Consider the following 8,943-nt stretch of genomic DNA (forward strand, 5'->3'; position numbering starts at 1 on the left):
CAACCTTAGCAATTGGGGACGTTCACGGCCAACCCCCCCAGCGAGGTTTCCTTGTACTTGTCGGCCATGTCCTGACCAGTCTGGCGCATTGTTTCGATACAGGCATCAAGCGGGACCAGATGCGTCCCGTCGCCCCGCATCGCCAGACTGGCCGCGGTGACGGCCTTGACGGCCCCCAGCCCGTTCCGCTCGATACACGGAACCTGAACAAGGCCCTTCACCGGGTCGCAGGTCATGCCAAGGTGATGCTCCAACGCGATCTCTGCGGCGTTCTCGATCTGCGCGGGCGTGCCGCCCATGACGGCGCATAACCCGGCCGCAGCCATCGCAGAGGCACTGCCGACCTCGGCCTGACATCCCGCTTCTGCACCAGAGATAGAGGCGTTATACTTGACCAGCCCGCCAATCGCAGCCGCAGTCAGCAGAAAGTCGGGGATCTTGGACGTCATGGCCCCCGGCACATGGTCCAGCCAATACCGAATCGTGGCCGGCACCACACCCGCAGCGCCGTTGGTGGGGGCGGTGACAACCTGGCCGCCAGCGGCGTTTTCCTCGTTCACGGCCATCGCATACATGCTCATCCAGTCGTTGATCGTGTGCGGAGCCGATTGGTTCATGCCGCGTTCGGCCTGAAGTGCGTCGTGGATGCCCCGCGCGCGTCTTCGGACGTTTAATCCGCCGGGCAGGATGCCGTCGTTCTCAAGGCCGCGGTCGATGCAGTCGTTCATCACCTGCCAGATGCGCTTGACCCCGTCATCCAACCCTTGGGCCGTGCCGCGTGACAACTCGTTGGCACGTTTCATCTGGGCGATGCTCAGGCCGCTATCGTCGGCCATGCGCAGCATCTCGGTTGCGGACTTGAACGGGTAGGGGATGGGATCGCCCCGATCGGTGTCCTGCCCTTCGGCCAGTTCGGCCTCTGTCAGAACAAAACCGCCGCCGACGGAATAATACGTCTCGCGCAGCAAGACGTCTCCTTGCGCATCAGTGGCCATCAGGATCATGCCATTGGCATGTCCGGGCAGGGCCGGGCCGAAATCAAATTTCAGATCATTGCGCGGATCGAACTGCATGGGCGGCAAGCCATCGGGTGCCACCTGTTTGGTGTCCCTGATCTGATCCATGGCGGCGTCTGCCGCATCGCGGTCATAGGTTTCGGGCGCAAAGCCCGCGAGGCCCAGAACGGTGGCGCGGTCCGTCGCGTGGCCGACCCCGGTATGTGCGAGCGATCCGTGCAGGCTGGCCCGCAACCCGTGCGCTTGAAAAGGCGAATTGCGCAACGTTTCAAGAAAGCGCCCGGCCGCGACCATCGGTCCCATCGTGTGGGACGAAGACGGGCCGATGCCCAGTTTGAACATCTCGAAGACAGAGAGGAACATGGCGAGTTTCCTTCGTTGCGGGCTAACCAGAGACCTAGCCCAGACACAAGACATAGAGGGCGCAGTTGTCGGCACAAACTGCGTTCAGATACCCATCCAGAACGAGGCCCACAGGAACAGCGCCCCGATTGCTATCGCGGTAAGGCCGACCAGACGGCGCGCATCAATATCCAGACTGCGCAGCGCTTCCAGCAGGGTCTCGATAAGCGAAGGGGCCAGCAACCAGGCCAGCCCCTCCACGATGAGAACGAGTCCGATCGCGAGGATCAGCGTCTCGATCAATTGGTTGCGGCAGGCGCATCCTCTGCGCCTTCCCCGGGATCGCCGGATTCAGGGGCATCTGCCTCTGGCTCGTCGGTAATCTGCGCGGGCAGATTGGGCGCACCCGGACTTTCTGGGGCCATCTGGCGCAGCTTCTCGACATCCATGTTGTCGACATTCACCGCACCCAGACCTTCCGCCCGGATTGCACCGAACATCGGGCTGAGCAGATCGCTGTCAGGCGAGATCACCAACGTGGAGTTCTGTTCCTGCATGGTCTCCTCGAACGCGGCGAGCGAACGATAGAAGGCGAAGAACTCTGTATTGTCGCCAAAGGCTTCGGCATAAACGCGGTTCCGTTCGGCATCGGCCTCACCTCGGGTAATGTCGGCGTCACGTTCGGCGTTCGACACGGTTTCAACCACGGTTCTGTCGGCTGTCGCGCGGACACGCTGCGCGGCTTCGTTACCGCGAGCGATCTCGTCTGCGGCTTCGCGTTCACGCTCGGCGCGCATCCGTGCAAAGGTGGCCTCAAGGTTCTGCTGCGGGAGGTTCGTCTGCTTCAGCCGAACGTCGACAATCTCCAGCCCAAGGCTCTCGGCGCGGGTCCGGGCCGCAGTACGGATACGAACCGCCAGATCGCGGCGCTCGACCGACAGGATGGTGTCAGAGGTGACCTGATCGGCACCCAGAACTTCGCGGATCTGCGCGTTCAGGATGGCCGAAAGACGGTCTTCTGCGGTGCGGATACCACCCACGCCAACGGCCTGACGGAACTGCACCACATCGGAAATGCGGTAACGCGCGAAGGCATCGACGACCAGACGGCGGTCATCCGATGGCGTCACCTCGATCGTGTCGGTGTCCAGAGACAGGATGCGGTCGTCATATTTCACGACCTCCTGAATCAGCGGCACCTTGAAGCCAAGGCCCGGCTCTTCGACAACCTGGCGGATCTGGCCAAATTGCAGAACCAGCGCCTTTTCGCGTTCATCGACGATGAACAGAGACATGAAAAGCCCGATCAGCACCACGGCGATGACGGGGACAAGCAAAGCGGATTTACGCATCAGTTCGACCCTCCTGAAGTGGTGCCAGCGCCGGATCGGCGCAATTCGTTCAGCGGCAGATAGGGCAACACGCCCTGACCGTCGCCGCCGCTGCTTTCGTCAAGGATGATCTTGTCGACCTTGCCAAGCGTGCGTTCGATGGTTTCAAGATAAAGCCGCCGCTGGGTGACCTCGGGTGCCTGATTGAACTCGCTTGCCACAGCGATGAAGCGGCTGGCTTCACCGATGGCCTGGTTGACCACGCTGGCGCGATAGCCTTCGGCCTCTTCCAGCTTTTGCGCGGCCTCACCGCGGGCTTCGGCCAGAACACGGTTGGCATAGGCGTCAGCCTGACGCTGCAACCGGTCGCGTTCCTGTTCGGCGGCCTGCACCTCGCGGAACGCGTCGATCACCTCGTTCGGCGGGTCGGCGCGGTCAAGGTTGACGCGCACCACGTTGATACCGCTTTCATAATCGTCAAGCGTCTGCTGGATGTTCTCCAATGCCGTATCTGCGATCAGACCACGGTCACGGTTCAGGATTGGTGCCAGATTAGACGCCGCGATGATCTCGCGCATCGCCGCTTCGGATACGGCCTGAACAGTCAACTGAGGATCGCGGATGTTGAACAGCACCTTTGCCGGGTCGGAGATGTTCCAGACCACCTGAAACCCGATATCCACGATATTGGCGTCGGTGGTCAGCATCAGGCCGTCGCCGCCGGTGCCGCGCCCGTCGCCGATATTCTCGGTCCGCTCCGAGGTGACGTTGATGACTTCGTAGGTCACAAGAGGCCAGGGCGCAAAGTTCAGACCGGAATTGCCGGTGGCAGAGTATTTGCCAAGGAACAGCTCGACCGACTGTTCTTCGGGCTTGACGGTGTAAAAGCTGGAGAACGCCCACAAACCGATTGCCGCGAGCGCCGCAATGCCGACCGTGCCGCGAGAGAACGCTGGCCCACCGCCACCACCAGAGCCGGTGCCGTTGCCACGACCACCCCTGCCGCCCATCAGGACACGCAGTTGTTCCTGACCCTTTTTGACCAGTTCGTCGATCTCAGGCAGCTGAGAGCCTTCGTCGCCGGGCCGTCGGCCTCCGCCGTTGTTTCCGTTATCGGAACCGCGGTTTCCGCCGCCTTGTCCGCCGCCGCCCCACGGGCCGCCACTGTTGCCTGCCATCTGTGCCGTAACCTCCTCGATCATTGCGCCCGTTCTAACCGGTTACAGGGTAACTGTGAACGAATGCGTGAATTTCAAGCTGTGCGGACTGGTTGCCGCATTGTGACCATCTCTTCGGACATGGTGGGATGTACTGCCACGGTCCGGTCGAAATCTTCTTTGGTTGCTCCCATCTTGATGGCGATTCCCGCCATCTGGATCATCTCGCCCGCGCCCGGTGCCACGATGTGACAGCCCAGAACCTTGCGGGTTTTCTGGCTGACGACCAGCTTCATCAATACCCGATCAGAGCGGCCTGCAAAGGCCTGTTGCATGGGTTTGAAACTGGTGCAGTAAATCTCGACCGGTTCCTGATCGCGGGCGTCCTCTTCGGACAGGCCAACGGTGCCAATCTCGGGCTGGGTGAAAATCGCGGTCGGGATCAACTCGTGATCGACCGGTGTGGGATTGCCTTTGAACACGGTCTCGACGAAAGCCATGCCCTCGCGGATCGCGACCGGCGTCAGTTCTACCCGGCCCGTTACGTCGCCGATCGCATAGATCGACGGCACGGAGGTTTGCGAAAACTCGTCCACTTCAATCTCGCCACGACGGCCAAGTTTGACACCGACATCTTCCAGCCCCATATCGGACGTGTTCGGCGCGCGCCCGGTGGCGAACATCACTTGGTCGAACACCCGTTCGGAACCATTGGTGCCCTTGACCCAGATGCCATCCTCGACCTGTTTCATCTCAAGCACGTTGGTGCCGAGATGCAGATCGACGCCGGATTGCATCATTTCTTCGGAGACCAGCCCGCGCGCCTCTTCGTCAAAGCCGCGCAGGATCTGCGCGCCGCGATAATACTGCGTGGTCTGAACGCCAAGACCGTTCATGATGCCGGCGAACTCGCATGCCACATAACCGCCACCCAGAATCAGCAGACGTTTCGGCAACTTGTCGAGATGGAAGATCTCGTTTGAGGTGATCGCCAGTTCGGCACCGGGCAGGTCGGGTTTGACCGGCCAGCCGCCCAAGGCCAGCAGGATATGCTTGGCGGTCTTGCGTGTCCCATCGGCCAGTTCCACCGTATGTGGATCGGCGATGCGGGCGCGCATATCAAACGTCTCGACGCCGGAATTGGCCAGCAGGTTGCGGTATACGCCTTCAAGCCGGTCAAGCTCTGCCTCCAGCTTGCCGCGGAACATCGGCCAGTCGAAACCGCCTGCCATCATCTTCCAGCCATAGGCCTGCGCGTCTTGGGCGGTATCACTGTATTCGCTGGCAAAAACCATCAGCTTCTTGGGTACGCAGCCCCGGATCACGCAGGTGCCGCCATAGCGGCTTTCTTCGGCCAGCCCCACTTTCGCACCGGCCTCTCCGGCTGCGACGCGCGCCGCGCGCACCCCGCCAGAGCCGCCGCCGATCACAAACAGGTCGTAGTCAAATTCCATCGGTCTTGCCTCAACTTCTTTGCTGGCAGGTCAGCCCGCCTGCGCGTTCAGCCGTCCAGATCGGTGAACAGGTTTTCGTTCTTTTCAGTGCTCGGTCGGGCCTGTTTGGCCATTGTCGACGTAATGTCGCGGAGATCGACCGTCCCATCGCTGTGCCCGATCACCACCACGTCACAGACGTCGATGAACAGGCCATTTTCCACCACGCCGGGCAGTTGGTTCAAGGTCAGTGCCATTTGACGCGCATTGCCGATGCGGCCAAGATGCAGATCTAGGATGTGGTTGCCTTCGTCGGTCACATAAGGCGCGTCGCCGTTCATCCGCAGGGTCACGTCGCGGCCCGATACATCCATTGACCCCAGCGCATCCTCGATCAGCGTCTTTGTCGTGCGCATACCGAAGGGGATGACCTCGACAGGCAGCGGAAACTTCCCCAGACTCGCGACTTCTTTGGCGGGATCGGTGATCACCACCATCTTGTCGCTTGCCGTCGCGACGATCTTTTCCTGCAACAATGCGCCGCCGCCGCCCTTGATGAGGTTGAAATCGCCGTCGAACTCATCGGCCCCGTCGATCGTGACGTCCAGCCATCCGGCCTCGTCGAGTGTAATGACCTCAATGCCGACTTCACGCGCCAGTTCTGCCGTGCGGGTCGATGTCGGGACGCCGCGGAATTTCAATCCGTTGTCGCGAACCCTTTCGCCCAGACACTTCACCAGCCACGCGGCGGTTGATCCGGTGCCAAGTCCGACCCGCATGCCATCCTTGACGAAATCGGCGGCACGGCGGGCAGCGGCATTCTTGGCCCTGTCATTGGCGGACAATTCAGACGACATCGACGGCACTCCGTTGGTTGCTGGGGCGTTATAGGCAAGATGGGGCAGGGGTGCGAGGGGCCATTTGCCACAAATCGCCCCGGCACTGTCGGAAATGTGGCGGCTGGCACCGGACGGTCGACCCCGATGATCGAAATGTTACAATGCTCTTCGTATTGTCTGCATGCGTTGCAATGCCTGCAAAACGAACGCAGCTTTTCCAAGTCCCGGCAATGTAATGATGTTCCGGTCCATTCACGCAACCCCATTGATCGCAGCGCGCTCAAGGACTCTCACAACGCGTTGAACAGGGTTTGAATGGACAGACGGGCTGTTTGCGTTCCGCAATTCTGTGCCTACATTGACCTCATCAGATGGTCGTTCGCAGGAAATGACCATCCCACGTCACTGACAAGGAGAAGTCGAGTGCAACCACAGGCAATCGCAACCACGCAGATCTCCGGGTCCCGCCTCCGAATGATCTGGCTGTCCGGTCTGACCGTGATGCTGATCATGTCGCAGGCGATCGCCGCCGCGGCGCGCGGGGCCCCCGAAACTTTCGCCGATCTTGCCGAGCGTATCAGCCCGGCGGTCGTCAATATCACCACTTCGACGATGGTCGAGGGGCGTAGCGGCCCGCAGGGCATCGTCCCCGAAGGCTCCCCGTTCGAGGATTTTTTCCGTGAATTCCAGGATCGCAACGGTCAGGGCAACCGCCCACGCCGTTCATCCGCGTTGGGATCCGGTTTTGTGATTTCCGAGGATGGCTTTATCGTGACCAACAATCATGTGATTGATGGCGCTGACGAGGTAACGATTGAATTCTTCAATGGTGGGGAACTGCCCGCCACTGTCGTAGGCACAGATCCCAACACCGACATCGCGCTGCTGAAGGTCGACACGGACGAAGCGCTGCCATTTGTCAGTTTCGGCGATAGCGATGTCGCGCGGGTCGGCGATTGGGTCATGGCCATGGGCAATCCGCTGGGGCAGGGTTTTTCCGTTTCTGCCGGGATTGTCTCGGCGCGGAACCGGGCACTATCGGGAACCTATGACGACTATATCCAGACCGACGCTGCGATCAACCGCGGCAATTCCGGCGGACCGCTGTTCAATATGGATGGCGAAGTTGTCGGTGTGAATACGGCCATTCTGTCGCCCAATGGTGGCTCGATCGGGATCGGATTCTCGATGGCGTCCAATGTCGTCACCCGTGTGGTCGATCAACTGAAGGAATTTGGTGAAACCCGCCGTGGCTGGTTGGGCGTGCGCATTCAGGACGTGACCGACGATGTCGCCGAGGCGATGGGCCTTGAGACAACCGCGGGTGCACTGGTCACCGACGTTCCCGAAGGTCCAGCAATGGAAGCCGGCATCAAACAAGGTGACGTGATCGTCAGCTTCGATGGCCGCGAGGTCGAGGACACCCGTGGATTGGTCCGTCAGGTCGGCAATACCGAGGTCGGCAAGGCCGTGCGTGTCGTCGTGAACCGCGAAGGCACATCGGAAACGTTGAAGATCACACTTGGACGCCGTGAAGAGGCACAGGGTGCGATCCCTGCGGCGCAGCCCGGTGGGGACACGCCCGAATCTCCTGCTGAGACGGAGGTTCTTGGCCTGACGCTTTCGGTGCTCAATGACGAGTTGCGCTCACAGCTTGATCTGGGAAGCAATGCCGAAGGTCTTGTGGTCAAGGACGTCGACGAGGTCAGTCAAGCCTATGAGAAGGGCCTGCGCGCTGGCGATCTGATTACCGAAGCGGGACAACGCAAGGTAAGCAGCATCTCCGATTTCGAGGGCCGGGTCGATGAGGCCCGCGAAGCCGGGCGCAAATCACTCTTGCTGCTTGTGCGTCGCAACGGTGATCCACGCTTTGTGGCGCTGGGACTTGACGAAGACTGAGCCTGACGCAAAGCGTTACTGAACGGATGGAAAGGGGCGCTTCTTGGTGCCCTTTTCTATTGGGAACCATGTCTGCGCACGGTTTGCACAAGGCGGAGCAGTTTGGTCTGTACGCCGGTGCGCGCATGGGTCCATGCGCGCTGCAAAACATGGGTTGACCGCTTGCGACGAATGGCCTTGATTTGTCCGCTTTGGGTTGACCGGAGATAGGCACGGCCGGGACGTCGGAGAACGGGCGTTGGACTGGCGGAGTTTAGGGCCCTTATCACCTTGCACAGCGTCCGCTGCGGCGCGCAAACGCCCATTTGGGGTGGTACGCGCGTGGTGGCTTGGCTAGGAAGGTCAAAATACTGAGAAACAAGGAGCCAGTGATGGCGAAGATCACCTATATCGAGCACAACGGAACACAGCATGTGGTCGATGTGGCCAATGGGCTGACTGTTATGGAAGGCGCGCGCGACAACAATATCCCCGGCATCGAGGCCGATTGCGGCGGGGCTTGCGCCTGCTCCACCTGTCACGTCTATGTCGATCCGGCCTGGGTCGAGAAATTGCCTGCCCGCGACGACATGGAAGAGGATATGCTGGATTTTGCATTCGAGCCTGATCCGGAACGGTCCCGGCTGACATGCCAACTCAAGGTCACGGATGAGCTGGACGGATTGGTCGTCCAGATGCCTGTAAAACAGATCTGAAGAACAAATTCTGGCGTTTTGTATGCGAAGCAAGGCGCGGCGTCTGCTGCTTCGCGCGTGGCCTGGTCCCGCTCGCCGCGCTCTGCATGCGTCGTGCCTGTGGAGAGCGGGATTGCCGCTATGGAGGTGGCACCAACCTAGTCACCCGGAACCGAAGTTGTCATCATAGATTTGAGGCAGCCTTGGGAGCGGATGATGAGAGGTCGTGCGGCGGTAGTTATTGATTTGAGC

8 protein-coding genes are annotated in these 8,943 nt (G+C 60.6%); 2 read left to right on the forward strand and 6 right to left on the reverse strand.

The window, feature by feature from the left end; translation table 11 throughout:
* Positions 1–5 precede the first annotated feature (5 nt).
* The 6 genes from B8991_RS16200 to rpiA form a co-directional block, all read right to left on the reverse strand.
* Positions 6–1,379, reverse strand: a complete 1,374-nt coding sequence (locus tag B8991_RS16200) for an L-serine ammonia-lyase (RefSeq protein ID WP_084353983.1) — start codon at positions 1,377–1,379, stop codon at positions 6–8.
* An 84-nt stretch (positions 1,380–1,463) separates the two neighbouring features.
* Positions 1,464–1,661, reverse strand: coding sequence for a DUF2065 domain-containing protein (locus tag B8991_RS16205; RefSeq protein WP_328588523.1), 198 nt, complete (start codon positions 1,659–1,661; stop codon positions 1,464–1,466).
* Positions 1,658–2,710 (reverse strand): protease modulator HflC, encoded by a 1,053-nt coding sequence (gene hflC / locus B8991_RS16210; RefSeq protein ID WP_084353984.1) that lies wholly within the window; start codon positions 2,708–2,710, stop codon positions 1,658–1,660. Before hflC ends, B8991_RS16205 begins: the two co-directional genes overlap by 4 nt.
* On the reverse strand, positions 2,710–3,867 hold the full coding sequence (hflK, locus tag B8991_RS16215; protein WP_084353997.1) for an FtsH protease activity modulator HflK: 1,158 nt from the start codon (positions 3,865–3,867) through the stop codon (positions 2,710–2,712). The genes hflC and hflK overlap by 1 nt, the downstream gene beginning before the upstream one ends.
* A 74-nt stretch (positions 3,868–3,941) precedes the next feature.
* Positions 3,942–5,300, reverse strand: coding sequence for a glutathione-disulfide reductase (gene gor, locus B8991_RS16220; protein WP_084353985.1), 1,359 nt, complete (start codon positions 5,298–5,300; stop codon positions 3,942–3,944).
* Between the two features lie 47 nt (positions 5,301–5,347).
* Positions 5,348–6,136 carry a ribose-5-phosphate isomerase RpiA gene (rpiA, locus tag B8991_RS16225; protein WP_084353986.1) on the reverse strand — a complete coding sequence of 263 codons (789 nt, stop codon included), beginning with the start codon at positions 6,134–6,136 and terminating at the stop codon, positions 5,348–5,350.
* Positions 6,137–6,592: 456 nt separating this feature from the next.
* On the opposite strand from rpiA, the gene B8991_RS16230 reads away from it, so the two are divergent.
* Positions 6,593–8,017, forward strand: coding sequence for a Do family serine endopeptidase (locus B8991_RS16230; protein WP_084353998.1), 1,425 nt, complete (start codon positions 6,593–6,595; stop codon positions 8,015–8,017).
* 371 nt (positions 8,018–8,388) lie between these two features.
* Positions 8,389–8,712, forward strand: coding sequence for a 2Fe-2S iron-sulfur cluster-binding protein (locus tag B8991_RS16235; RefSeq protein ID WP_084353987.1), 324 nt, complete (start codon positions 8,389–8,391; stop codon positions 8,710–8,712).
* The last annotated feature ends 231 nt before the right edge of the window (positions 8,713–8,943 follow it).

Source organism: Primorskyibacter flagellatus, from assembly GCF_900176485.1.
Taxonomy (GTDB): Bacteria; Pseudomonadota; Alphaproteobacteria; order Rhodobacterales; family Rhodobacteraceae; genus Primorskyibacter; species Primorskyibacter flagellatus.